General features: G+C 67.6%; 32 protein-coding genes. 6 read left to right on the top strand and 26 right to left on the bottom strand.

Features of this window, described 5'->3' with window-relative positions; genetic code table 11:
- Nucleotides 1-12: 12 nt before the first annotated feature.
- From EAO72_RS07870 to EAO72_RS07850, 5 genes are all read right to left on the bottom strand, one after another.
- Entirely contained in the window at nucleotides 13-672 is a 660-nt protein-coding gene (locus tag EAO72_RS07870; RefSeq protein WP_148016514.1) for an HNH endonuclease family protein, read from the bottom strand.
- Between the two features lie 539 nt (nucleotides 673-1,211).
- Entirely contained in the window at nucleotides 1,212-1,778 is a 567-nt protein-coding gene (locus EAO72_RS07865) for a GNAT family N-acetyltransferase (RefSeq protein WP_148016513.1), read from the bottom strand.
- Nucleotides 1,779-1,798: 20 nt separating this feature from the next.
- Nucleotides 1,799-2,815, bottom strand: a complete 1,017-nt coding sequence (locus tag EAO72_RS07860; protein WP_148016512.1) for a tyrosine-type recombinase/integrase — start codon at nucleotides 2,813-2,815, stop codon at nucleotides 1,799-1,801.
- Nucleotides 2,812-3,249, bottom strand: a complete 438-nt coding sequence (locus EAO72_RS07855) for a hypothetical protein (protein ID WP_148016511.1) — start codon at nucleotides 3,247-3,249, stop codon at nucleotides 2,812-2,814. The genes EAO72_RS07860 and EAO72_RS07855 overlap by 4 nt, the downstream gene beginning before the upstream one ends.
- A 119-nt stretch (nucleotides 3,250-3,368) precedes the next feature.
- On the bottom strand, nucleotides 3,369-3,947 hold the full coding sequence (locus EAO72_RS07850) for a hypothetical protein (protein WP_148016510.1): 579 nt from the start codon (nucleotides 3,945-3,947) through the stop codon (nucleotides 3,369-3,371).
- A gap of 429 nt (nucleotides 3,948-4,376) precedes the next feature.
- Here EAO72_RS07850 and EAO72_RS07845 point away from each other — a divergent pair, with 429 nt between their 5' ends.
- The 4 genes from EAO72_RS07845 to EAO72_RS07830 all read left to right on the top strand — a co-directional run bounded on the left by EAO72_RS07845 (nucleotide 4,377) and on the right by EAO72_RS07830 (nucleotide 7,260).
- Entirely contained in the window at nucleotides 4,377-4,727 is a 351-nt protein-coding gene (locus EAO72_RS07845; RefSeq protein ID WP_148016509.1) for a hypothetical protein, read from the top strand.
- A 118-nt stretch (nucleotides 4,728-4,845) separates the two neighbouring features.
- Complete coding sequence (locus EAO72_RS07840; protein WP_148016508.1) at nucleotides 4,846-5,454, top strand: hypothetical protein; 609 nt, start codon at nucleotides 4,846-4,848, stop codon at nucleotides 5,452-5,454.
- Between the two features lie 82 nt (nucleotides 5,455-5,536).
- Nucleotides 5,537-6,523, top strand: coding sequence for a hypothetical protein (locus EAO72_RS07835; RefSeq protein ID WP_148016507.1), 987 nt, complete (start codon nucleotides 5,537-5,539; stop codon nucleotides 6,521-6,523).
- 122 nt (nucleotides 6,524-6,645) lie between these two features.
- Nucleotides 6,646-7,260, top strand: a complete 615-nt coding sequence (locus EAO72_RS07830; RefSeq protein WP_148016506.1) for a hypothetical protein — start codon at nucleotides 6,646-6,648, stop codon at nucleotides 7,258-7,260.
- 45 nt (nucleotides 7,261-7,305) lie between these two features.
- On the opposite strand, the gene EAO72_RS07825 is transcribed toward EAO72_RS07830, so the two are convergent.
- The 5 genes from EAO72_RS07825 to EAO72_RS07810 are packed head-to-tail and all read right to left on the bottom strand — an operon-like array spanning nucleotide 7,306 to nucleotide 9,269.
- Nucleotides 7,306-7,626, bottom strand: coding sequence for a putative phage holin (locus EAO72_RS07825; RefSeq protein ID WP_148016505.1), 321 nt, complete (start codon nucleotides 7,624-7,626; stop codon nucleotides 7,306-7,308).
- Entirely contained in the window at nucleotides 7,623-7,841 is a 219-nt protein-coding gene (locus EAO72_RS44275; RefSeq protein WP_459112817.1) for a DUF7620 family protein, read from the bottom strand. Before EAO72_RS44275 ends, EAO72_RS07825 begins: the two co-directional genes overlap by 4 nt.
- On the bottom strand, nucleotides 7,807-8,115 hold the full coding sequence (locus EAO72_RS07820) for a hypothetical protein (RefSeq protein ID WP_148016504.1): 309 nt from the start codon (nucleotides 8,113-8,115) through the stop codon (nucleotides 7,807-7,809). The genes EAO72_RS44275 and EAO72_RS07820 overlap by 35 nt, the downstream gene beginning before the upstream one ends.
- Before the next feature lie 18 nt (nucleotides 8,116-8,133).
- Nucleotides 8,134-8,517 (bottom strand): hypothetical protein, encoded by a 384-nt coding sequence (locus tag EAO72_RS07815; RefSeq protein WP_148016503.1) that lies wholly within the window; start codon nucleotides 8,515-8,517, stop codon nucleotides 8,134-8,136.
- Nucleotides 8,514-9,269: a peptidoglycan recognition protein family protein gene (locus EAO72_RS07810; protein ID WP_148016502.1), complete on the bottom strand. Its 756-nt coding sequence runs from the start codon at nucleotides 9,267-9,269 to the stop codon at nucleotides 8,514-8,516. Before EAO72_RS07810 ends, EAO72_RS07815 begins: the two co-directional genes overlap by 4 nt.
- A gap of 230 nt (nucleotides 9,270-9,499) precedes the next feature.
- On the opposite strand from EAO72_RS07810, the gene EAO72_RS07805 reads away from it, so the two are divergent.
- Nucleotides 9,500-10,057, top strand: a complete 558-nt coding sequence (locus tag EAO72_RS07805; RefSeq protein WP_148016501.1) for a 3'-5' exoribonuclease — start codon at nucleotides 9,500-9,502, stop codon at nucleotides 10,055-10,057.
- Nucleotides 10,058-11,018: 961 nt separating this feature from the next.
- Here EAO72_RS07805 and EAO72_RS41825 read toward each other — a convergent pair.
- From EAO72_RS41825 to EAO72_RS43755, 7 genes are all read right to left on the bottom strand, one after another.
- The gene (locus EAO72_RS41825; RefSeq protein ID WP_187284965.1) at nucleotides 11,019-11,177 is read right to left on the bottom strand and encodes a hypothetical protein; all 159 of its coding nucleotides are present in this window, start codon (nucleotides 11,175-11,177) and stop codon (nucleotides 11,019-11,021) included.
- Nucleotides 11,174-11,404: a hypothetical protein gene (locus tag EAO72_RS07800; protein ID WP_148016500.1), complete on the bottom strand. Its 231-nt coding sequence runs from the start codon at nucleotides 11,402-11,404 to the stop codon at nucleotides 11,174-11,176. Before EAO72_RS07800 ends, EAO72_RS41825 begins: the two co-directional genes overlap by 4 nt.
- Nucleotides 11,404-12,780: a replicative DNA helicase gene (locus EAO72_RS07795; protein WP_148016499.1), complete on the bottom strand. Its 1,377-nt coding sequence runs from the start codon at nucleotides 12,778-12,780 to the stop codon at nucleotides 11,404-11,406. Before EAO72_RS07795 ends, EAO72_RS07800 begins: the two co-directional genes overlap by 1 nt.
- The gene (locus EAO72_RS07790; RefSeq protein ID WP_148016498.1) at nucleotides 12,777-13,193 is read right to left on the bottom strand and encodes a hypothetical protein; all 417 of its coding nucleotides are present in this window, start codon (nucleotides 13,191-13,193) and stop codon (nucleotides 12,777-12,779) included. Before EAO72_RS07790 ends, EAO72_RS07795 begins: the two co-directional genes overlap by 4 nt.
- Nucleotides 13,190-13,816 (bottom strand): DnaA ATPase domain-containing protein, encoded by a 627-nt coding sequence (locus tag EAO72_RS07785; protein ID WP_187284964.1) that lies wholly within the window; start codon nucleotides 13,814-13,816, stop codon nucleotides 13,190-13,192. The genes EAO72_RS07790 and EAO72_RS07785 overlap by 4 nt, the downstream gene beginning before the upstream one ends.
- Complete coding sequence (locus EAO72_RS41820) at nucleotides 13,797-14,681, bottom strand: hypothetical protein (RefSeq protein ID WP_187284963.1); 885 nt, start codon at nucleotides 14,679-14,681, stop codon at nucleotides 13,797-13,799. The genes EAO72_RS07785 and EAO72_RS41820 overlap by 20 nt, the downstream gene beginning before the upstream one ends.
- 96 nt (nucleotides 14,682-14,777) lie before the next feature.
- On the bottom strand, nucleotides 14,778-16,544 hold the full coding sequence (locus tag EAO72_RS43755) for a DNA cytosine methyltransferase (RefSeq protein WP_222724072.1): 1,767 nt from the start codon (nucleotides 16,542-16,544) through the stop codon (nucleotides 14,778-14,780).
- A 210-nt stretch (nucleotides 16,545-16,754) separates the two neighbouring features.
- Here EAO72_RS43755 and EAO72_RS07770 point away from each other — a divergent pair, with 210 nt between their 5' ends.
- Nucleotides 16,755-16,940: a hypothetical protein gene (locus EAO72_RS07770; protein WP_148016496.1), complete on the top strand. Its 186-nt coding sequence runs from the start codon at nucleotides 16,755-16,757 to the stop codon at nucleotides 16,938-16,940.
- Between the two features lie 92 nt (nucleotides 16,941-17,032).
- On the opposite strand, the gene EAO72_RS07765 is transcribed toward EAO72_RS07770, so the two are convergent.
- The 9 genes from EAO72_RS07765 to EAO72_RS42460 form a co-directional block, all read right to left on the bottom strand.
- The gene (locus EAO72_RS07765) at nucleotides 17,033-17,284 is read right to left on the bottom strand and encodes a WhiB family transcriptional regulator (RefSeq protein ID WP_261991362.1); all 252 of its coding nucleotides are present in this window, start codon (nucleotides 17,282-17,284) and stop codon (nucleotides 17,033-17,035) included.
- A complete protein-coding gene (locus tag EAO72_RS07760; RefSeq protein ID WP_148016495.1) occupies nucleotides 17,281-18,294 on the bottom strand; it encodes a hypothetical protein in 1,014 nt (337 codons plus the stop codon). Before EAO72_RS07760 ends, EAO72_RS07765 begins: the two co-directional genes overlap by 4 nt.
- Nucleotides 18,291-18,569, bottom strand: coding sequence for a hypothetical protein (locus EAO72_RS07755; RefSeq protein WP_148016494.1), 279 nt, complete (start codon nucleotides 18,567-18,569; stop codon nucleotides 18,291-18,293). The genes EAO72_RS07760 and EAO72_RS07755 overlap by 4 nt, the downstream gene beginning before the upstream one ends.
- Nucleotides 18,566-19,015 (bottom strand): SLOG family protein, encoded by a 450-nt coding sequence (locus EAO72_RS07750; RefSeq protein ID WP_148016493.1) that lies wholly within the window; start codon nucleotides 19,013-19,015, stop codon nucleotides 18,566-18,568. Before EAO72_RS07750 ends, EAO72_RS07755 begins: the two co-directional genes overlap by 4 nt.
- Nucleotides 19,012-19,416, bottom strand: coding sequence for a hypothetical protein (locus EAO72_RS07745; RefSeq protein WP_148016492.1), 405 nt, complete (start codon nucleotides 19,414-19,416; stop codon nucleotides 19,012-19,014). The genes EAO72_RS07750 and EAO72_RS07745 overlap by 4 nt, the downstream gene beginning before the upstream one ends.
- Nucleotides 19,413-19,817, bottom strand: a complete 405-nt coding sequence (locus tag EAO72_RS07740; RefSeq protein ID WP_148016491.1) for a hypothetical protein — start codon at nucleotides 19,815-19,817, stop codon at nucleotides 19,413-19,415. Before EAO72_RS07740 ends, EAO72_RS07745 begins: the two co-directional genes overlap by 4 nt.
- A gap of 75 nt (nucleotides 19,818-19,892) precedes the next feature.
- Nucleotides 19,893-20,852, bottom strand: coding sequence for an AAA family ATPase (locus EAO72_RS07735; protein WP_148016490.1), 960 nt, complete (start codon nucleotides 20,850-20,852; stop codon nucleotides 19,893-19,895).
- Nucleotides 20,853-20,861: 9 nt separating this feature from the next.
- A complete protein-coding gene (locus EAO72_RS07730; protein WP_148016489.1) occupies nucleotides 20,862-21,689 on the bottom strand; it encodes a PD-(D/E)XK nuclease-like domain-containing protein in 828 nt (275 codons plus the stop codon).
- A partial coding sequence (locus EAO72_RS42460) for a hypothetical protein (protein WP_222724071.1) occupies nucleotides 21,686-21,872 on the bottom strand: 187 nt, incomplete at its 5' end. The genes EAO72_RS42460 and EAO72_RS07730, both read right to left, overlap by 4 nt.

Raw genomic sequence — 21,872 nt, 5'->3', positions numbered from 1 at the left:
TGAGGCCTGTCGCTACTCTGCGGCCGGCTCGTACTCGATCGGCTGCTCGCCGCAGCCCTCTGCGAGCTCGGCCAGGGCGTCGGCCTCGGGTGCGTCCACCGTGAGCCCCCAGCGGAGCTTCGTCGACACCCAGTCCGCGGCGTAGGTACAGCGAGCGTCAGCCAGCGGGGGCAGCCACGTCGACGGGTCCTGGTCGCTCTTCGAACGGTTGGTCTTCGCCGTCACGGCCACGAGCGACCGCTCGGCCCCGAGGTCGTTGGCGTAGGCCTCGCGCCGGGCCGCAGTCCACTGCGAGGCGCCCGAATCCCAGGCCTCGGCGAGCGGAACCATGTGGTCAATGTCCAGGCCGCCCGGTGCGGTGAGGGTCACGCCGTCGTAGTACGAGTACCACTCACCTGCGACGATCTTGCATCCCGACTCGATGGTGACGGGGACGCGCGACTCCGCTTCGAGCACCTCGGCTCGGGTGTTGCACGAGTCGCGGTCCGCATCGACCCAGTGCTTGAACTTTGTGCGCTCGTAGCCCTCGCGGGACTCGGCCGCCAGCGGGAGACGCTGGACCCCTTCGGCGAGGGTGAGCACGTCCGCCCGGGCGTGGGCGGGGGTCGCGGCGAGCAAGGGCAGGACGGTGAGAGCGGCGGCAGCGAAGCCACGCACGGTCTTAGTGATCATGCAGTCTTGCTATCGGCACCGAGCAGCCAGCAAGCGCAGAACCGCGGACCCATCACCCTGGAGAGTGGGAAGTCGTACCGCGAGCAGACTCCGCCACCGAACGACGGGGTCTGCCCGGTTGGATGCAGGCTCTACTTCCGCAGAGCGTGGCGCAGTACGGGGCTCCCATCAGCAGCAATGGCCATTTGCGGAGGGTCCACCTGCCATCCTTGGCTGGCGGCCAGACTCACAACCTGAGAAGTGGGCTCGCCTGTCGGGACGTCAATGTGCGCAACGTTCGGGTTGGCGGGGTCTACGACTATCTGCGGTGTACTCATGAGCAGAGACTAGAGCCTGAACTCAGCCGCCAACCCTCCCGCGGGGAGGATCGGGAGGGCGGCAGGCCCCGCCCGGAACGGGGGTCCAACGGGCAGGGCCTGAACGGGGGAACCGCCTGGGGGCGAGCTCCGGCCGCGTGATCAACGATGCACCTGAATCGGCCACGGGGATAGATGGCGGCTGGAAATATCTACTTACGGCCTGACGTCGGAGAGCATGCGCTACCTGTCGATCACGGCGTTGGCGTACTTCCGTAGCGCCGTTTGGTAGCAGCGCCTACAGAGCTTGCGGGGGTCTCCGCCCTGCCTTCCCTTGCCCTTGTGCTGGCAGGTTCTCTTGATGCCCTCTCGCATGATCCGTAGCGATTCTTGATTCTTCGCCTCCTCGTGCGGGAGGTTGTCCGCCCTCTCCAGCCCCAGCGTCGAGGCCAGTGCCTCCCCGCCTGGTGACAAAGGCGTCTTCAGGGCAAGCGTCTGGGGGCAGATTCGGTTCAGCTCCTCCAGGACTACCCTCGCTAGCCCTTTACCGCGGTGCTCTGGCTTCACGTAGACAAGCTCCACTGCGCGCTGGCCATGGTCGAGCGAGACGAAGCCAACGTCCTCGCCCCCGCTGCGGATGAAGGACGTGACGAGGTATCCAGCAGTTGGATTGCCGAACGCGAGCTCAGAGATCCGTTCGTACTCCTCAAGGAGGTAGCTGGTGTACATCCCCTTGAGGCTGGCGACGTCCCTCGCCTCGTAGAGGAGGTAACCCTTCAGCGTGATGCCGTTGCCCAGTTGCATGGCCATGTTGCTCCATGGTGCGAGTGTCAGAGCCCGATGTCTTCGGACGCGGCGTCGGTCCACTTGTCCGCTTCGCGAATGTAGCCCCAGAAGGCTGGACTGTTCTCCGCATGCCCGGATTGCTCGCGGATCTTCTCTTCGCGCTTGCCCGCCTTGCGGCTGGTGGTGATGAACCCGGCCCGCATGCTGTGCCCAGTCAACCTGACGGAGACGCCGGCGCGCTCAGCGTTGCGGGCGATGATCTCGCGGACGGCTTCCGGGCTGAGGGCTCGGTCGCCGCGGTGCCCGTGGACGGTGATGGGCAGGAAGGCGGGTCCGGCGGTGATGCCTGCGGCGGCGCGCCAGGTGAGCCAGGCACGGACGGGGCAGGTGTCGACGTTCTTGCCGTAGTGGACGACGACGTCTCGGGGCGGTCGGCCTTTGACGGCCGGAACGTGGACGTCGAGGCCCTGACTGACGTGGACGATCGACTCGGCGCGGAGGGCGGCGACTTCGGCGGAGCGTCCTGCGATGCCGAACGCCATGAGCCACAGGGCGCGGTCGCGGAGTCCTGCGAGTCCGTCGGCGACGGCGGCGTTCATCTGGCGGAGTTGTTCGGGGGTGGCTGCGACGGCCTTGCCTCGGCCGCGCGCCATGCGTTCGGGGTCGTTCTTCATGGGCTTGAGGGCTTGCCGGGCGGCGACGGTGGCGGCCTTGGGGACTTCGACGCCGAGGCCGCGTGCGGTGACGGTGACGCCGGTGATCCTGCGGTCGATGGAGGTTGGGGCGGCCAGCTTGATGGTGTCGAGCCAGACGACGAACCCGACGAGGGTGCCCTTGGTGACGGCCGTCAGTGGCAGCTCGTGCCCGGCCCGTTCGGCGAGCCATCCGTGGAACTCGGTCCACAGTGCCCAGTCGTTGGCGTAGCCGCGTTTGGTGTTGTGGGGGCGGATGGCGTCGAGGTGCCTCTCGGCTGCCTCTTCCATGGCGGCCAGGACGGCGAGCGTCGCAGCGTCGTAGACGGCGGGGGTGGCCTCCGGCTGGCGGGGGACGATGGCGGTCATGTGGGTTGCTTCCTTCCGGCTCGGGGTTCCTTGTAGCGGTCAGCCCGCTTGCGACCATCAGGGGTGCAGGAGCACTTCAGTTGGCCTCGGCCGACGGTGTACACGGCAGTCATCACGGCGTCGGTGTCACACACGGACGGAAGGCTGTACAGCTCCCGCACGAGATGGGCCAGCAGGTCAGGGCGGACCGCTTGGCGCCCGATCCCACGCGCTTGCTGCCACGCCTCCCGGTTTACGGTGATGCGCCAGTCACAGCGGACGGCAGCCTGCCCTGGTGGTTGAGGAGCGGGGCGTTCGGTGATGCAGGTGGCGTAGCCGTCGGCTTCGTCGAAGGGGGCGATGTCGTTGATCGATGAGGTGAGGTAGTTCGCCAGGTCGATTTCGGTGCGCTCGGGCTCGATGCCGTTCTCTCGCGCGTAGGAGTTCAGGGACACTACCCACAAGGTTCGAAGGATCGCGATCATTGAAGGAGCCCGCCCCAAGTAGTTGTAGGATTCGGGGCGGTGCCCCGGCTGCTTTCCTCAGCCGGGGCACCGTCACGTTTCGAGTTCGCTCATCGGGCGAAGTAGCCCTCGGCCCAGTTGCGCAGCGCCTTGACAGCGTCGCGCTTGCGGGCGATGGGCTGGTCGCTGTAGTCGCTACCCCTGGCGATGATCCAGCCAGAGAAGTCGGCGCCCTCCCGCTTGAAGTGTCGGGTGGCCTCCGCGACCTGGACTACCTCGTAGGGCAGGTCCTGGCGGAGGATGTTATGCAGGGCCTCCGCCGGCTCGATGGTGGGGTCTGAAACCCATACGGCAGTGACGATGAGACCGTCGTCGACGTACTGCACGTTCTCGACGTTGTACGGCCTGCGAGTCGCCTTCGTGATCCGGTGGACGTCGCGCTCGTTCCAGTTGGCCCGGCGTAGGATGCCGGTCTCTCCCCAGAGGTCCCCGCATTCGACGGTGACCGTCTTGTCGGTGACCTTGGTGACCGTGCCGGTGCGGGTCACGATGTTCCCGCTACCGCCGAAGCCGTTGTCCCGCCTGGAGAAGCTGAGGGTGTCGCCCTCGTGTACGTCCTGGAAGGCGACAGGCTCGTAGTCGCCGGGCAACTTGGCCGTCTCGGTCTTGTTCTCAGTCATCACGCTCACTTGGTCTCCCTGTTCGGCGACAGTTTCTGTACCTACAGAATGCGCCCACACCGACCCCTTGTCAAGCCATCCGGCGAGATGGATGCTAGTTTCTGTACCTACACACCCGAGGGGGAGAGATGGCCAGGCCAGCCACCGGCAAGACGCCACTGCGGAATATCCGCGTACCCGACGAACTCTGGAGCGCCGCCATGGCAGAGGCGAAGGCGGAGGGTCGGACGTTGACTGACGTCATCGTGAGCGACCTGCACCGGTACGTGAACCGCCGACAGCGCGAACGGGGCGCCCTCGATAGTGAGTCGCAGCCCTCCGAGCAGTCAGACAATCACCCCAAATGACGCCCGCGATATGGCATGTTATCGAGAGTGGCACTTCGTCGAGTCCGGCCGACTCGCCTCGGGTTGGAGCGGCCGTCGCTAGCATCGCGGCATGTCCACAAGCCCACGCTTCCATCCCGCCGACGGGCGCCCGCGCTACGTGGGCCCCGCCACGGTCGCCTTCCCTGACGGCTGCGAAGTCCCCGTCACCGTTTCCCTCGTGCTGCGCTACGATCCCAGCCGCACCGATAACCGCGAGTCAGACCGCGACAGCACCTGGGCCGGCAGCGTCACGCTCGTGGACGAGTCCTCAGACGTCGACCTGTTCGACGCGGCGCCCGGGGTCCTGCGCATGCCCGACGGCCGCGAAAGCGAGTTCATGGCCACCGGCGGACCCCGCACGTCTGGCTGCTCAGGACTGGGGCCGGCCCCGTTCGTCGACGAAGACGGCGGCAGCGCCTGAGGGAACGTTATGCGCTAGCTGTCGTCATGCGGGCCGCATGTGCGGGCCGACCCGCATGAGACCTGCATGACGAAGCGCCTCGCCCCGCTGTCAGTGGCCGGCCGTAGAGTCCCGGCGCATGGACATCTCCTGGGGCGAGATCACTGCCTCCATCACTGCGGTCGCCAGTACAGCGGCGGCCTTCTTGGCGTGGCGCACCTCTGTTCGGTCAGCCGAAACCGCCGATACAGTCGCCCGCATCGAGGAGCAGCGATGGCGCGCCGACCTCACACCGAAGTTCACCTTCGACCTGACGGAGACTGGGAACGGTCAGGCCCTACTCGATGTGCACCTTGAAGGTCCTGACTTCCTCGGCCACTTGGACAGCATCTCGATAGTCGTCGGAAACGACGACCGCGACCATCAGGTTCTCCATCCTGGCCCGGACGTGACTCAAGAGGAGGTCGACGCCTTCGTCTGGTGGCCTTACAGGTTCAGCCCCAACGCCAACGGTACCGACGAGCACGGCCGCGGTCCGGCGCCCTTCGACCTGGCGGTAGGAACCGGGACGCGGCGTGCGATGCAGCGCACCCGTCCCGGTCATTGGATGACGGGCAAAACGCAGGGCGCGTGGCAGGGCGAGTACGTCGGACAGTCTGTCCGGCTCGTCCTGACGTGCTGGCGCGGAGACGAGAAGTGGGTCATTGTGCGACGAATCGCGAACCCGCCGTTCGCGCCCTCGGTGTAGTCAGGGCCGCCTGCGGCGGTTCGATGTCAGTGCCGCCCGCTAGCGTCCCGCTATCGCACCCTCTGACGACAGGAGCTACAACGTGAGCACGCGCGAGATAGCGCCAGCAACCATGCAGCGTCTGGCATTCATCCGCCTGCTGGCCCAGCAAGGCATGGAACAATCCCGTCAGCCCGATCCACTCGCCGCAAGCTGCATACTCACGTTCCACGATGCCGTCGAGCTATTCCTGATGCTGGCTTCAGAGCACCTCGGCATCACCGTGCAGGACAAGGGCACTGACTTCGTCTCTCGCTACTTCGTCGGCATGCATCCTGACAAGGCTGGCGAGCAAGGAGTCGACCTCGCAGGTCGCTTTGCCATCAAACGGCTTACCGCGCACAGGAACGCCTTCAAGCACTCGGCGGCACATCCGACTGGCGCGGCCGTCGAACAGGCCCGGACCGACACTGCTCAGTTCTTCGAAGACAACACGCCCCGAGTGTTCGGCATCCCCTTCACCGGCATCGACATGGCCGATCTTGTGACCCAGGACCTCGCACGTGGCAAGATCAAGAAGTCCGCAACTGCTTGGGGCAACGGTCAACACCTTGACGCCATGGGCTTGCTGGCCGTTGCCTTCGACGATCTATTCAAGAATCACCTCGGTGCACGCGGCTATCCGCTGTCTCCGTTCGCCTTCGGGAGGCGCATCTCCAGTGGACCGCACCTAGGCTTGTCTGTTGCCAGGATGCTCTCTCGCGCCGACGGCTCACGGGCGGTACGCAATCCGACGCATGAAGCGGAGGCGTTCGGCAAGGAGTACGAGCAGCTGGTCGAGGGCGCCGGGCAGATGCAAACAGCCCTCCGCGTCATGTCCTTGGGTGTGGACCTGCACCGCTACTTCCGCTTCCAGCAGCTTTGCCCACACATCACCGAGTTCGCCAACGGCCAGATCGACTACCACTCCTTCGGCCCCTACACGCCAAGCCCGGCGGAGTTTGAGTACTGCCAACAGTTCGTGATCACGGCGGCTCTGCGTCTCGCGGAACTCGAATCGCACACACAGCCTCCGTCGTGGCGGGCTTAGAACACCTCGCCACCACTCCTCTTCTCCCACGTCACAACTCCGTCACTACCGGAGCATGCTGCTCCCCCATCCCATACCGCCCCGCTACGGTCATGCCTCCACGAAGTACCCTTGGGGGACTCATGCGCGCTCGTTCTGCTGCAGCCGCAGCTCTGATCCTCGCCGCCTCGCTCACCGCCTGCGGCTCATCCGACGAACCGGCCGCGACGAAGTCCACTGTCAAGGCGTCCGCCCCGTCGCACGAGGTTGACTGCTCTGACACGTCCCTGTTCCAGGCGGACTGGATGAAGCACTGCAGCAGCGAGAAGCCCGCGCCGACCGAGGCGCCGAGCACGAACCTGCCGTTCGGGAAGCCCTACGCCTGGCCTGACGGCCTGGAGGTCACCGTCATCGAGGCGACAGTGTTCACCGACTGGAGCGAGTACGAGGAACCGGACCCGAAAAACACCGAGTTCCGGATCCGGTTGAAGGTCGACAACAAGAGCCAGCAGCCCATCAACCTGGATGAACTCTCCATCATGGTGGACGGCGCCACGAACGGGGGCCAGGCCTCAAGCTCCAGCTTCGAGAAGGGCAGCGCCCCACTGGAGGGCAGGCTGGCCCCGGGGGTGTCCGCGGTGAAGACCCACGACAACGCCCTGGAGAAGCGGTACGGCAAGGACGTTGTCGTCACCGTACAGCGGACGACGGATGACGGGTTCGAGGCGTTCCCCGAGTTCACCGGCACCATCAAATAGAGGGGGTGCGGATCCCCGTAGCAGCTGGGGTACGACGAGGATCCGTCAGCTCTCCTCGGCTCTCACCCGGCGTCGTTGGGCGCGGAGCACCATGCGTGTGGCCTGGAGAAGCAGCCCTGCCATGGTGAGCAGTAGTACGGAACGGATGATGCGGAGCACGGTGGCCGCGGTTCCTTCCAGGCCGACCGCGGTGATGAGCACCGTGTACAGGCCGAGGCCACCGATGGCGCCGGCGAACGTCATCAGGTACCAGCCGACTGCTGTCGACCGCCACGGGGCCACACGCCAGTACGTGATGACGAATGCGGTGGCCATGGCGGCGACGAGGGCGGACACGGCCAGGTTGGCGAACTCGGCGGGGCTCACGTCCTGCCCCCTTCTATTGCTGCGCGGAACATCTCCGCGAAGTGGTTCCGTTCTCGTGCCGCCCGCAGTCGTGCGGCGGCGCGGCGCACCTCCGGGCGGCGTTCCTCGGCGTCGCGCCTGTCGGATTCGGCGCGTTCAAGGGCGTGGGAGGCTGCCTGCTGGCCGGCGGTTGCGGGCCTGTTACGCCGGCGGTTGCGCAACGTCCATCTCGTCATGGGCCTTCACCTCCCCATGGACGGGGTGGGGTAGTGCGGTGAGGACCCGGTCGGCGGTGCGGGACAGCTCTAGGAGTTCGCCAACCTGCTCACGCTCCAGCCGGCGCGCCTCTTCGCTGGTGGTGTGGGCAGACCGCCACGTGTTGCGCTCCTCCAGAAGGTCGTCGTAGGTGCGCCGCGGCACGAGGCGCCCCGTGAGGACCATGAGGACTACGAGGGTGAGGAGGGCGACAGCACCGCCCTGCGCGATGTCGATTCCCAACAGCTCTGGCATGTGTCGCCCCCTCGACCGTCAGACGCCTGCGGGCGTGGAGCCCTTGTAGGGGCTGGTGCGTTCCAGGGGTGTCGAGGGGACGGGCGCTGTGACTTCCCGGTGTTCCCAGAGGGCGACGGCGCCGGCGACGGCTGCCATCCAGCCGGCCTGTTCCTGGGCGGTCATGTCGAGGCCGTACCCGAGGAAGAGGGCGAGGGCGGCCTGGGCGAAGTTGACGATGGCTGCGCCGACGGCTCCGTCGTGGAGGACGATCGCGGAGATGATCGCGACGGCACAGGCGAGCGCGGTGTTGATGAGCGTCTGCTGCTCGTCCGAGACGTTGAGGCCGTAACCGGCACCGAGCTTAAGGACGATGGCGACGAACGCCAGGATGTAGACGGGCTCTCTGCCGAAGATCTTCACTTGTGGCTCTCCTTCTCGATGGCGTCGACGCGCGTGGCGAGCTTCTTCACGTTGTCGTTGACGGTGGCGACGAGGTCGTAGATCTCGCGGAGGAACGAGATAGGGGACCAGTTGGGGTTGGTCTTCTTCGTCGCGGAGCGGGACGGGGCCGGTGCTGCGTCCTTCATCCACACCGCGTCGTAGACCTGCTTGCCGTCCATGTCGAGCTCCTCGCTGGAGGGTGCACCGTTCGCGCGGGCGACGATGCCGGGGAAGACCGTGTTGTGGAACTGCGTCACTCGGGCCGGCCCGGGGCAGGAGTGCGTGTCGGGGTTCCAGGCGCTGAACAGCCGGTGGTAGCCGAATCCTGGATCGTCGGGTGTGCGGCAGATCCGCAGGGGGATGTCGTGGGTCTGGTGGAGCCAGACGCCGAGCCGGATGATCGCTTCGACCTGTTCGTCGGTCCACGGGTCCGACGCCTGGAGGTTGGATGCGGACTCCAGCGAGACGGCGCCGGTTCCGTCGGCCCGGAGGTTCGCCGCGCCGGTGGCGTCGGCCCGGGTCTGGGTGCCGATGAACTGGCCCAGGGACCCGTCGTATCCAAGCCCGAAGTGGGACTCAAGGTTCGTGGAGTCGCGCCAGTACTCGTAGGTTCGCTGGGGTGTCCAGGGGGCGACGATGCTGTGGAGCAGGAACTGCGTTGGCCGGATCGCCGGCTGGTTGTCGCTTTCTGGCTGCAGCTCCAGCTTCTTGGCTGCTGGGTACCAGGCCACGGGGCCTCCTTGCGGGTGGTCGGCTGGTGCGCCGCTCGAATCTCGACGCCCGTGCAGCCGTTGACCTTTGAATCATAGGCTTTAGGTTCGATTATGCCTACGATTCCAAGGCTGGGGGTTACTCTGGCCGCGGGTCGTTGCTTCACCGCGTCGCGGCCCCTGCGGCTGGCCTGGCCGTGCGGGTCTAGGCCAGCCGCCCCTACCCGCACCCACCCGCACCGGAGGCGGACATGACCGCTATCGACTACGACCTCGAATTTCTGGAGGACGGCCGCACCATCGAGCTGATCTCCATCGGCATGGTGTGTGACGACGGCCGCGAGTACTACGCCGTCAACCGCGACATGCCTGTGCGCAAGATCCGCAAGCACGAGTGGCTGATGGAGAACGTCGTTCCGAGCCTCCCGAAGGGGGCGGGCGACCGGCGCAACCACGTGCCGCGCTCCTGGCTGTTTGACTACACCGACCCGGTCGTAAAGCGGCGCGAGCGCATAGCCGACGACGTCATGGGCTTCATCCGCGGTGCCGGGCCTGACGTCGAGCTCTGGGCGAACTACGGCGCCTACGACCACGTTGGCCTCGCCCAGCTCTGGGGCCGCATGATCGACCTGCCCGAAGGTGTGCCGATGTTCACCTGCGACATCCAGCAGGAGCGGCTCCGGCTCGGCCTTGCATCGGATGACCTGCCGCAGCAGGAGAGCGGCGAACACAACGCTCTGGCCGACGCCCGGCACAACCATGTGGTACGTCGCTGGTTGGCGCGGCAGAACTGGCGGGGCGCATCATGATTGACGTCCAGGGCCGTTGCCCTGCCTGTGGCGGTGCCAGCCTGTTCCTCGGCTCGGGCGGGCATGTGACGTGCTCCCGTATCGACTGCCCGGCGCCCGACACCGCCGATGCCCTGCTGCACGGTGGCCAGTCTCCACTGATCCAGGCTCTGGGCGGGGACCGCAAGGCCCGCGTCATCGCGCACACCCTGCACTTCCACGGCCACTCCCTGGCCGACGTGCGGCGGATGACGGACGAGCAGCTGCTCGCCGTCCCCGGCATCGGGGAGACGTCTCTCGCCCGCATCCGAGCTGCGATCCCGGCGCCTCTGTCGCCGCGCTGCTCGTGCGACCTCGACGCTTCACTCCCGTCAATCGACAAGGCGGGCGCGCACCTCCACGACGGAAAGCGCGAGGACGAAGCCGTTTTCCCAGCTGTGCGCGTCAACGGCGCCGAGCGGGCCGAGGCGACCGTTGCGCGAGTGCGGGCCGAGGTGGCACGTCGCCGCCCGCGAACAAGGCGACCTCAAAGCCCTCCTCCTCCTGGCCGCCGGCATCACGCTCGCCGCCCCCAAGCAGCGCGAGGCCGAACCGGACGAGCCCTGCTTCCACATCCGCCGCCCCGGCGCCTGGCCCTGCGGCACCGCAGCCACCGGACCCACACCAACACCCTGCACCGACTGCCAGAACGGAGGGCCCCCATGACCGACAACTGCCCGAACTGCCCGCAGCAGCAGGTGAACCCGGTCYCCGAGGCGGCGGGCGCAGACCGGGCCGATCTGGCGGGCCACCCACCGCTCGGTGCACAGCGGGCGGCCACACACGCGGCACGGGGTCGACTCCGACGGAAGCCCTGTACGGCCGCCTGCGGGCCTGGAAAGGGTTCCGGGTACCCGCACCTCCAACGAAGCAGTGTTCGAGCCAGGGGCGGGCAGCGGGACAGGCGCGCGGCCAGGCAACGAACCGGTCCCCGCTGCGGCCGTCACGCCGCTTCCTGTCCGTAGGCATCGGCGTCCCGGTTCGTCGACCAGATGTGGCCGCAGCCGGCGCACCGGTAGAGGTGGCTGACCTGGGTGCCGCGGATGTCCTCGGCGACCGGGTTCACCTGCTGCTGCGGGCAGTTCGGGCAGTTGTCGGTCATGGGGGCCCTCCGTTCTGGCAGTCGGTGCAGGGTGTTGGTGTGGGTCCGGTGGCTGCGGTGCCGCAGGGCCAGGCGCCGGGGCGGCGGATGTGGAAGCAGGGCTCGTCCGGTTCGGCCTCGCGCTGCTTGGGGGCGGCGAGCGTGATGCCGGCGGCCAGGAGGAGGAGGGCTTTGAGGTCGCCTTGTTCGCGGGCGGCGACGATGTCGTCGACGGACGGCTCCCACATCAGGGCTGAGCCATATCTACGAATCGGGCAAAATGCCCCTGGAACGCGGTGGTGATCGTCGCCGTCGGCCCGCCGCGGTGCTTACCGACGATCAGGTCGGCCTCGCCGGCGCGCGGCGACTCCTTCTCGTAGGCGTCCTCGCGGTGAAGCAGGATCACGATGTCGGCGTCCTGCTCAATCGCGCCGGACTCGCGAAGGTCGGACACCATCGGCTTCTTCTCGGTGCGCTGCTCCGGCCCACGGTTGAGCTGGGCCAGGACGACCACGGTGATCTGGAATTCCTTGGCGAGGAGCTTCAACTGGCGGGACATCTCGGAGACGGCGACCTGCCTGGACTCGGCCCGCGGCGCCTGCATCAGCTGGAGGTAGTCGACGATGACGAGCCGGAGACCTTCGGTGCGGACGAGGTGGCGGACCCGGCCGCGGAGGGTGGCCATGGACAGGTTCGCGCCGTCGTTGATGTGCAGCGGCGCCGGCTTGATCTTTGCGGCCTTGAGCGCCATGCGACGGGTGGCCTCCGGGTCGTCGGCGACGACGCCCTGCTTGATGTGGTGAAGGGCGACCCGGGCTTCGGCGGAGACGATGCTGTTGCCGAGTTCGGCGTTGCCCATCTCCAGCGACTCGAACAGGGTCGGGATGTTGTTGTGGATGGCGGCGGCCCTGGCCAGCCCGAGGCCGAAGGTGGTCTTGCCCATCGCCGGCCTGGCCCCGACGACGACCATCTGACCGGGGGCCCATCCGCCGCACAGCAAGGCGTCGAGGTCGACGAACCCGGTAGGGATCTTGTCGTCGTTGGTGGGCGGGGTGACTGCCCGTTCGAACACACCGGCCAGCAGCTCACCGACCAAGGTGGTCTCGCTGTCGCCGGTCGCGCGGACCACACCGTCGAGCTCGGCCTGGGCGGCGGCAACGTCCTGGTCACGGTCGAACGCCGGCGAGTTGCCGCGAAGGACGGAGGCGTGACCGTGGGCCACCATGCGGGCAGCGATGGCCTTGTCAGTGATCCGGTCTGCGAAGTACCCCTCGGATCCGGCCTGGGCGTGGTCGTACAGCTCGCGCAACTGGTCTTCACTGAGCGGGACGCTGGCGATGCGGCCGTCGGCACGCCACGCCTGAAGCTGTCGGGCGACGGGGACGTACCGGATCTCCCCGTGCTTGAAGCTGGAGGCGAGTTCCTCGACGGCGAACCAGACCCACCGGTAGCGGTCGTCAACGATGTCGGCGGGGTCGAAGCCGGTTGCTGCCAGCTCGTCGACGATGGAGGGCCTTGCCATGGCGGTGGCGACGACGATTCTCTCGGCTTCGAAGTCGGCGGGAAGTGCGGGCATTGTGTTGGGCTGGTCGTCGGTGGGCTCGCCCCACGGGTCGGTGCTCATGCGCTGGTCTCCTGGGTGCGGGCGTGCTCGTACCGGGCGCGGGCGGCAATGAACGCTTGGTGGCTACCGGTTTCCTTGTCGGGGTGGGCGGCGGCCATCTCGGCTTTGAGTCGGGGCAGGTCGAGGTCCCACTGGGGCGGGAAGGTCTGCGGGGGCTGCGTGTAGAGCCGGAGGTCGGGCTCCCACCACTGGCCTTTCCGGGTGATCTCGCCATCGGTTTCGAGGCGGTGCCGGTCGACGAAACGGATGTGCGGGCCTCGGCCGTAAAGCTCGGCGTCGTAGTAGGTCCGCTTCGGGGTCTTCTTCGTGATCCGGAAGGCAACGATGCTTTCGGCCTGCCAGTCATCGTTGGCGTCGAATCGGCCGGGCTTGATGCCGTACAGGTACTCGACCTGCACCGGGTCGGCGCTCATGCGGCTACACCGCCCTGCCGGCGGTCGTCGCCGTCGAGGTGGACGACGCCGCTGCGGAAGATCTCTGCCGCCCGGGAGGTGACCCGCTCCCCCACGATGTGGCTGATCTGGCTGGGCTTCACATCGCTGGTGATCAGGATCGGGAGCCGGTTGATGTACCGCTCGTCGAAGATTTCGTAGAGCCGTTCCTGGGTCCAGCCGGTCGGGGAGACGCGGGCGGCGGCGACGTCGTCGATGTACAGCAGGTCCGCGGTCTGGAGTTGCTTCATGAGCCGCTGCGGGCTGCCGCCGTTGTCGTCGGGGCGCAGGGCGTCGAAGAGGGCGGTGGATCGCCAGGTCTGCACGATCGGGGTGCCGCGGTAGTCGCCGGCGAACTGCTGGCCGACCCAGCGCCGGGTGGCCTGCCAGGCGCTGTGGGTTTTCCCGACGCCGAGCGGGCCCCAGAGGAAAAGGCTGGTGGGTGCCTCGTCGGTGCAGTCGGCCCACTGGGCGACCTTGGTGTTGAGGTAGATGCGGCGGCGGTACAGGAGCGGGATCTGCTCGTCGAACGCGGCAAGGGCCTGGGTGCGGCGTTCGTTGAGCCAGGAGCCCATGGGGCTCTCGTTATCCGAACTGGCTGTCATTGATGATCTCCTCTTCGGGCTGGTGCCGTTGTGCGGTTTGCGCGCCGCCGCCGGTCCCGCGGTTGCGTTCGTTTGCGGCCTGGCGGCGGAGGGTGGGGTACTTCTCGCGGAGCTTGGCCGGGGTGAGGATGTGGGCGTTCCAGAAGTCGCTGGCGTGGGCCCAGTCGATGGCGGTGATGGCCTGGTCCGGTGTGATGCCGTCGATGTCGAAGAGGCGCCGCATGTCGGTTCGCCACTTGGCGCTGATGCGGGGGCGCTTGTCGCCGCCGTTCTCGATGACGGTGGCGAGGTGCTTGCAGACGCGTTCGACGTCGTGCCGGGCGGGGGCATCCGCGGACTCCGCAGGAGTTCGGGAAGTCTTTTCTTTTACTTCTGTCTCTGTCTCTGTCTCTGGTTCGTTTTTGCTTCCCGCTTGCTTCGCTTTTGCTGAAGCACTTGCTTCACGGTTTGCTTCGGCTTCAGAGGAGGCTCGGCGGGACTCTCCGGAGCGCTTGCCACCCCGCTGACCTGCGGCTGCACGCTTGGCGCGAAGGTCTGCGACCTCGGCAGACGAGCGCTGGTGCTCCAGGTAGTCGTGGATGACGTAGGTGTCGGGACTCGCCTGGGGGCAGGTGGGGCAGTCGTGTTCGCCCTCGTGCCACAAGCCAACGCGAACCAGTGCCGAAGCACTTGCTTCAGGGTTGCTTCCGTCGGTCAGTCGAAGGACGAGACGGCGAGGGAGGACGCCGTCGGTCAGCTGCCGGGACGCGTAGGCGAGACCGCACACGTACAGCCAGCCGGCCTCACCACCCGCGTCAATGATCTTCGGGTGGTCCGGCAGACCGTCGTGCACCTTGACGTAGGTGCGCTTGTCCTTCTCTGCCATGGGAACTTCCTTCAAGCGGGGCGTGGATAGGTCTGCCGGTCACGGCCCGTCGGCCGCGGTCAGGTCAGGTGGGGGCCGGTATTGGGCCGGGGTAGGTCATGCGGCGACCAAGGCGTCGGCCCGGCCGGCGAGCAGGTGCAGAGCGGCGACGGCCTGCTGGCGGACGACCCCATTGCCGAGGGCGCGGAGCATGGCGCTGCGGGTGAGCCCAGGGGTACAGGTGACCCAGCCGTCGGGGAGGCCCATGAGCCATTCGGTGAAGGCGGGGCTCAGTCGTCCCAGAGCGTCAGTGGGCCAAGGAGCGTGTCGTCCGAGGATGGCTTCCCATCGTCGGATGGCGGGGCCGTAGTCGCCCCAGTCGATGTCGGGGTCGCCGTCTCGGAGGTTGAGAATTGTTCGACGATTCGCCTGCTGCTCGGCGGTAGGTTCTCGTTTGAGGGCAGATTGCTCGGCCGCTCCCCCGAGACCAGCTTCACGATTTCGGTTAAGCCCGGCGAACTCGATTGACCGCCGCCGCTTCGGCGCCCGTTCTCCGACGATGAGGTCAGCGCCCGGGTGCTCTTCTCCTGTGCGCTGGTTGTCGGTGTCGGCAAGAGCCTCATCGGCGCAGACGGGGCAATCAGCTGGGCAGTCTGCGGGTCGTCCGAGTTCGAGGTCCGTGCAGTCTCCGACGCAGGGGCCGGCGCAGAAGCCGCCTCCGTCGTGGAAGGACTCTTCACATCCGCAGGTGGGGCAGACGGGTTCGACAGTCTCCCGTCGTGCACCACGTCCGACAGCGTCCACCCGAGGTTCACGTTCGGGTTGTCCGTCTTCCGGCCCGCCGTCGCGCTCCTGGTCCCCTTCGCGTCCCCGGCCATCGGGGTCGGCAGCAGCTTCACCGCTATCGCCAACGGAGTTCCCTGCCCGTTGCCGTTGATCCCCTTCGCCAGGTTCCGCTGACGCCTGGCTTCCCAGGACTCCAGCGACTCCCCGTCGTTCGGATTCGATGCGGTCGGTGTCGGCAGAAGCCGGTGCAATGCCTCGTTCAGGTCCACGCCCCGCGGGTTCGGGTCGCGCCCCTTTCCGTCCCGTGCCCTGGGCGTTGGCAGAAGCGATACCGCCGTCCGTAGGTCCGGTCCGCCCGTCCCGTGCGTCCCGATCCCGTTCGTGTCCGAGGTGCGCGGCGTCGGCAGCAGCTTCTGCGTCTCGTCCCGCAGCCCCCAGCCAGCCGAAGAGCCTCTGTCCGTACCACCGTCCGAGGCGACCGGGGTCGGCATCAGCCGGCCAGGCGTAGATGAAGACGCGCTTGCGACCGTGGGCAGCGCCGACCTCGGACGCTGCGACGCGCGCCCATTCCGCATCGAACCCGAGGACGGCCAGGTCGCCAAGAACGGCTCCAAGTGCCCGCAGTAGAGGCTGATCGTGTCGGTCTCCCACGCAGTACGGGCAGGGTTCCAGGTCGCCGGCAGCTTGCGCTGAGAGGAGCCCTTCGACATTTTCGATGACCACCAGTTCGGGTTTGAGTTCGGCAATGGCGCGGGCCATGTGGGCCCAGAGTCCTGAGCGGGAGTCGTCGGTGAGTCCGGCACGCTTCCCGGCGGAGGAGACGTCCTGGCAGGGGAAGCCACCGGTGAGGATGTTGATCGGCCCGTGTTCGGCGCGGACAGTCGCCCAGTCGATGGCGGTGATGTCGCCGAGGTTCGGCACGTTCGACCAGTGGCGGGCGAGGATCTTCGCCGCGTACTGGTTGGTGTCGGGCTTCCCCTTCTTGTCGGGCGGTTCGTACTGGGAGTGCCACACGGTTTCGCCGCCGAACACGTCCATGACGGCGAGGTCGAGGGCTCCGGTCCCGGTGAAGAGGGATCCGATGCGCGGTGCGGTCAAGGTGTCCTCCTTGTTGGTGGAGGTGGCTATTGATGCGGGCCCCGCAGGCAAGCGGGCAGCCCTGTCACGATTGGCCCGAGAGCCGGAATCGCATATGCAGAACGCTACCAGGATCTGACGCTCAACGCATAGGCAAGGCATATGCGTTTTCTGAAGCCAGCCCACCGCGCCGGGTCGACGGATCGCATAGGCAACCGCTAGTCTTTTGCCATGGCCACCCGCGACCCCATGCCCAACCGCGTCTTCCGTCTCGACAAAGAGACCTGGGAGGCATACGGCGCTGCCTGCGAAGACAAGGGCATCAGCCGGTCGGACGACCTGCGCATGTACATCAAGCGCGAGGTCACCGCGCACAAGAAGCGGCAGCGCGACGAGGCCGCAGCGTCGACGGACTGACACATCCCCTCCTTCCCTCCCCCGCGTTTCTGCGGGGTTTTGTCGTGTGCGCAACGCCGTGTGGCGGGCCACCCACTGGTGGCCCGCCGTTGTCATGCCGCCTCGGTTTCTGCTCGCCGTGCCCGGATGAGCCGGCGGAGTTCTTGCTGGCCGAGCCCGCCCCAGACGCCCCACTGCTCGCCGGCCTGGACCGCGTAGTCGAGGCATTGAGGCCGTACCTCGCAGGCCATGCAGGTGCGCCTTGCGTCCCTCGTGGAGCCGCCGACGTCGGGCATGAACAGCTCCGGGTCGGTCTGCCGACAGAGGGCGTTCTCGCGCCAGGTTTCGGCTTTGATGCTGGTCACGCTGCCGCCTCCAGTTCTTCCGTCGAGGCCGGGTAGCGGCGCAGTTCTTGGAACAGGTGCTGGGTGCTGACCTTGAGCCGGTTTGCGGCCTGCTCGTAGGTGGCTCCGTCGGCGAGGAGTTCGCGGGCGTTCTGGGCGATGACTGCGCCGCGGCAGAATGCGCTGGCCCTGGATGCGGCGACGAGTGCCATGTACTCGCTGCGGGGTAGGTGCCGGCGTTCCTGCTTCCACTGCTCGTGCGCCTGGTGGCAGGCGGTGCACACTGGAATGTCCTGCTTGCGGTGCATCCACCACCCGCGGTCAGTGCCGCAGTGGCCTGTCCACTCCGGCGCAACGTTGGGGTCGTCGAGGCGGTCGTCATCCCACGCCCCCGGAGGAGCCCACAGGTTCTCGGCCGCTTCCCGGCGTGACCGCTTGGCTTCACGGGGTGCGACACCGTGCGCTTCAGGCTGAAGCCCCGCCAATTCCCTGTAGCCCTGCTCGATCCGCCCTGCCATCCAGGTGGTGACAGGTGATTCGCTGTGTACGAGTCGGGCAAGGTACTCGGCGTACATGCCGGGGATGCGCGCGGCGATGGCCTTGCGGGTCCAGCCAAGAGCGATGAGTGCGCGAAGGCGTCGACGGGTTCCGACGCTGTCGACGCGGCGCATGGTTCGGCCGGGCTGACTGGGTGCGGGTACGGCGAGAATGCGGAGTTCGGTGGTGTAGCGCAGCTTCGCACCGTTCGCGATGACTCGCCGGAGGACTTCCGGGGAGATCTCCGCCAGTTTCATGATGTCTTTGTCGGGCATGCCTGCGGCCCGCAGGTTGGCGACGTGTCGGCGTGCCCGGTCGATGGGCACGATTCCGCTCCGTCCGACGCTGCGCAGGTACTTCCAGCGCAGGGTGTCGGCGCTGACTCCTGCTTTGCAGAGGTCGCAGCGGCAGCCGCGGCGGTAGCGCTTGGGGTCGCCGTGATCGAACGCTTCGGCGGGAACGGATTGACGGACTCGGCGGACTGCGGTGGTCATCGGCCCTCCTCGCGGGCGTGGTTGGGTGTGGCGGCGTAGTGGGCTTCGAGCCGGGCGGTGACGAGGTCTTCGGGCATGGCGAGGAATGCGTCGGCCCGGTCGGCGACCCGGTTGAGGCGGGCGGCCCGGGCGGTGTAGGTCTGCTTGTCGATGCGGGCTTGGTGGCGGTCGCGGATCCACCAGCCGGTTCTCCAGGCACCGGCTGTGCCCGCGGCGAGGAGCAGGCCGGGCCCGTACAGCAGGCCGGCGTTGATGAGGTAGTCGGCGTTGTTCATGCCGCCCACCTCCGGACGGTTACGCCGGCCTTTTCGACGCGGCGAATGCAGTCGGCGGTGCCGGTGGAGTTGCCGACCTGGAAGGCGAGGGCGATGAGCGGCCGGCGGTCGACCATGTTCTGGTTGCGGCGGTGGCCGGCGAGCGGGCAGTACTCGGTGCCGTCGCGGCGGGCCTTGCGGTGTCCGGGCGGGCAGGTGTCGGCGCAGGGCCCTTCCCAGTCCGCCTCAACGGGCAGGTGGGCGACACCGTCGTCGAACCGGGCTTTGGCCCAGTCGCCGCACATCTGGTCAGCGCCCTTGGCGGTGCCTTCCATGACCTCGATGCCGCTGTAGCCGTCCTGGCGGGCGTCGTGCCACACCTCGGTGAGCACGTTGTCGATCAGGTTGCGGTCGGTCCATGCGCGGGAGCCGAGGCCGAGGATCAGGGCGAGGTAGGGGCCGTTCATGCGGCCCTCCGCTGCTGGGCTCGGGCGGCGGCCCGCTCCTTGCGTGCTTCGGCAAGGTGGCGAACGACGGCTTCGCGCTGCCGTTCCGGTATGCCGATCCACACGTGGACGAGGCTGTGGCGGGCCCGTTCGCTGCCGCCGTAGTCGTGGTGCCGCATGATCCCGGCGTTGACGAGGAGGCGGGGCAGGTTGCCCCACTGGGCCTGCGGGCGGGGCGGGTCCGGGAGCTTGTTGTTCCTGGCGWCCTGGTCGACGGTGAACGGCTTCCCGGTGTCGGCGGCGGCGACGAAGGCGGGCCAGACCTCGGACACCCAGGCGTCGTAGTCGTCGACGATGCGGCGAACGGCCGGGGCGGAGGCGGTGAGCTGAGCTCCGTCAAAGACGGGCTGGATGTGGGTCATGAGGTGGGCTCCTCGTCAACGAGTTCTGCGTCCTGACTGGGAAGGAGGGCCTCAAGTTCGGCGTCCGTCATGAGGCGGGCGGGCAACCGGCCGGCGGTGAGGATGAAGCGGATATCGCGGGCTGCCTGCCGGATGTATTGGTGGGTTGTCGTGGTGCCGTTGGCGGAGTTCTCGTAGCGCTCGGCCAGGGCGTTGAGGGCACTGAGGGTGGCGCTGAGGTCGTCTCCGCCGCCGTCCCACTGATTGGCGACGTGGCGTAGGACGTGGGCTGCGCCTTCCTGGCTGAGCCCGGTGGCGGCAGCTTCGATGCTGACGCCGCCTTCGGTCTGGCCGGGGCGGATGATGACGAAGGCGAGGGCGTCGGTGCCGTCGACAGCGGTGAGGGTGACGTTCCGGTCCATGGCTGTGGTCTCCTTGACCAGTGGGGCCACCCCGCCTGATTTCGGCGGGCGGGATGGCCCCTAAGTGCGGGTGGGTCAGGCGGCGGAAGCGGCCTTGAGTGCGGTGCCGCGCTCCTTGATGCGGTCGCCGAGGCTGATCGGCTTGCCGGTGTCCGGGTGCAGCAGCGGGGTTGCCAGGGCGCTGGCGGCTTCGACCTCGCGGTAGAGGGCGAGCAGGCTGTCCGGGGTGGCTTCCGGCGAGTTCGCGGCGTTGATCCAGACGGCCGGGTCGATGGGCTTCGCGCCGTCGCGCAGCCAGTCCAGGTACGGCTTGGCGATGTCCCGGGCGCCGTCGGGCCGGTCGAACTCGCGGCCCCTGAAGGCCGGGCAACGGGACTTGATGAACCGCAGCTGGTTGCTCTTGTCCATTTCGGCGGCCACGCCGAACTCGAACTCGATGCCGCGGCGCTGCTCGACGCGGGTGCCCTTGTTGACGGGCTGGCCCTTCTCCAGGACCCAGTCGGTGTAGGACCGCATCGTCACGACGACGTGGCCGGGGTAGGACATAAGCGCCTCGATCATGGCGTTCTGGATCGGGGTGCCGTCCTTCCAGCCGGCGAACTTGTTGCCGCCGTACTTGGACTTGGCGTTCTCGACCTGGTCGAGGGTGCCGTCGGTGCCGGACCAGAAGTGGCTGAGGCTGTCGACCATGACGACGGGGTAGCGGCGCTGCGCTGCGGCTGCGAGGGCCTTCTGAAGGTCGCGGGGGTCGTACCGGTGCATGGGCAGGGTGTCGAAGCTGGCGCTGAGGTCGTTGACGTAGAGGGCGGCGGCGCCGCGCTCGGTGTCGATGACGGCGAACCGCTGGCCTTCGGCGAGGCCGCTGGCGACACAGAGGCCGGTCCAGGTCTTGCCGGAGCCGGACGGGCCCTGGATGGCGACGCTGGCGTTGTGGCCGTCCTTGGTGGCAGGCCGGAAGGTGAACGGGCCGTTGTCGTATTCGTTGCTGGCAGCGGCCTGCGGGCGGCCGACGCGGCTGGGCGCGGGAAGGGTCATGATCTGCTCCTAGGCGTACTGGCGCTCAAGCCAGGCGGGCGGCGCGATGTATGCGGTGTCGGTGGTGTAGCCCGGCCAGTGGCCGGTGCTGCGGCAGGAGTCGTAGAGGAACAGGGCCTGCTCGCTGACCTGGTGGGCGATGTCGCGCCACAGGTCGAGGCGCACCACCGTCACGAGGTACGGGGGTTCCTTCTCCTGGAAGATGAAGTGGAAAGGGGCCTCGCGCGGGAGCACTCCGAGGGCTGCGGCACCGCGGCGGTACCAGTCGTCCTGAACGTGGTAGTTGTGCTCGGCAACGGCCTTCTGGATGGCGTCCGGGTGGGCGGAGCGGGCTGTCTTGTAGTCGACGATTCCGTCTTCGCGGAGCCAGTCGATGCGGCTGCGGCACCACACGTTCCCGGTCTGCCAGAACATGGACTGCTCGGCGATGCCACTGTCGGGGTGGAGGAGGTCCGCGGCCTCAGGGTTCTTGCTGAGCTCGGTGGCCATGTCGTGGACGCGCTGGAGGTCGGGCTTCTTCAGCGGGATGTTTCCGGCTTTGCGGATCTGGATGATCCGGGCCTTGATCTCGTTGGTGTCCCAGCGGGCGGCGTCGACGAGGACGAGTTCGGGTCCGTCACCGAGGACGAGCTTGTGGGCTGCGGTCCCGAAGTCGAACGCCGCCTTGTACGGCTCCTGGTGGTCGAGGTCGTAGCGGAACTTGGCCGGCGCCTTGACGAGGGTGCGGGCACCGGTAGAGGACAGGCTGCCTCCGGGGATGGGGTCGCCGTGGTACATCTCGGCGGGGATGTCGTACACCCCGGGGATGACCTCGGTTTCCTCGACGGTGGCGGTCATCGCTTGCCGTCCTGTTCGTCGAGGCACTTCTCGCAGACGTGGCCTTCGGGGCGGCGGCTGAACGGGCCGTTGGTGTCGTCGCAGCGGACGCAGGCGATCATGTGGTTCTCCGTGTGGTGTGGGGTGCCGTGGGCCGCCTGGGGGTGGGCGGCCCACGGCACCCCACACCACACGGAGAACCAC

Origin of the sequence: Streptomyces sp. OR43 (assembly GCF_008042275.1) — a bacterium.
Lineage (GTDB): Bacteria > Actinomycetota > Actinomycetes > Streptomycetales > Streptomycetaceae > Streptomyces.
This window is presented reverse-complemented; position numbering and strand designations above follow the sequence as displayed.